Here is a 702-nt window from a genome sequence, read left to right as displayed (position 1 = left end):
GCGCTCACGTTCGACGATGGTCCGGCGCCGGGTGCGACGGAGTTCATCCTCGACTTGCTCAAGAAATACAATATCTCGGCCACCTTCTTCATGGTGGGCAAGCAGGCGGAGGAGAATCCCGATCTGGTGGCAAAGGTACGTGCCGGCAATCATCAGCTGGTCGCCAACCATTCGTGGGATCACCCCAACTTCCACGAGATCGACGCGGCCGCCCAGGCCGACGAGGTGGTGCGCAACGAGGCGTTGCTGGCCATACCGCAGTCACCCAAACTGTTCCGCTACCCATATGGCAATTCCTCGTGCGCGACCAACACACTGGTGCATGCGCACGGCTACAAGATCGTCGGCTGGCATATCGATTCGTGCGACTGGGCCTACGACAAGAGCGGCAAGATCGACATGAAAGAGGCCATGACCTGCGGCGTGGCGCCACAATACCAGGACGACTACGTAGGCCACGTGGTCGCGGCCGCGCGGGCGCGCAAGGGCGGTATCATCCTGATGCACGAAATCCACCGCAATACGCTGAAACAACTGGAGGCGGTCATCACCCGCCTGCTGGCCGAGGGCTTTGTGTTCGGCTCCGTACTGGATCCCGAATTCCAGTCGTCACTGCGTTAAGCCCAGGAGCCGGCGCGAAACGCTAAACTGGTGCGGCAGTTTCGCCCCGGGCTATCGAGTGCGACCGGGCCGCCTGCCCTG

1 protein-coding gene is annotated in these 702 nt (G+C 61.8%); it reads left to right on the top strand.

Going from position 1 to position 702, the window contains the following annotated elements; translation table 11 throughout:
• Window positions 1–621, top strand: a 621-nt coding sequence (locus H3H39_RS27335) for a polysaccharide deacetylase family protein (RefSeq protein WP_182157692.1), incomplete at its 5' end; no start/stop codon positions are given.
• Window positions 622–702 lie beyond the last annotated feature (81 nt).

Source organism: Rugamonas apoptosis (assembly GCF_014042355.1).
GTDB classification, from domain to species: domain Bacteria; phylum Pseudomonadota; class Gammaproteobacteria; order Burkholderiales; family Burkholderiaceae_D; genus Rugamonas; species Rugamonas apoptosis.
The sequence above is the reverse complement of the archived record's forward strand: the minus strand, read 5'-3'. Positions and strand labels throughout refer to the sequence as shown.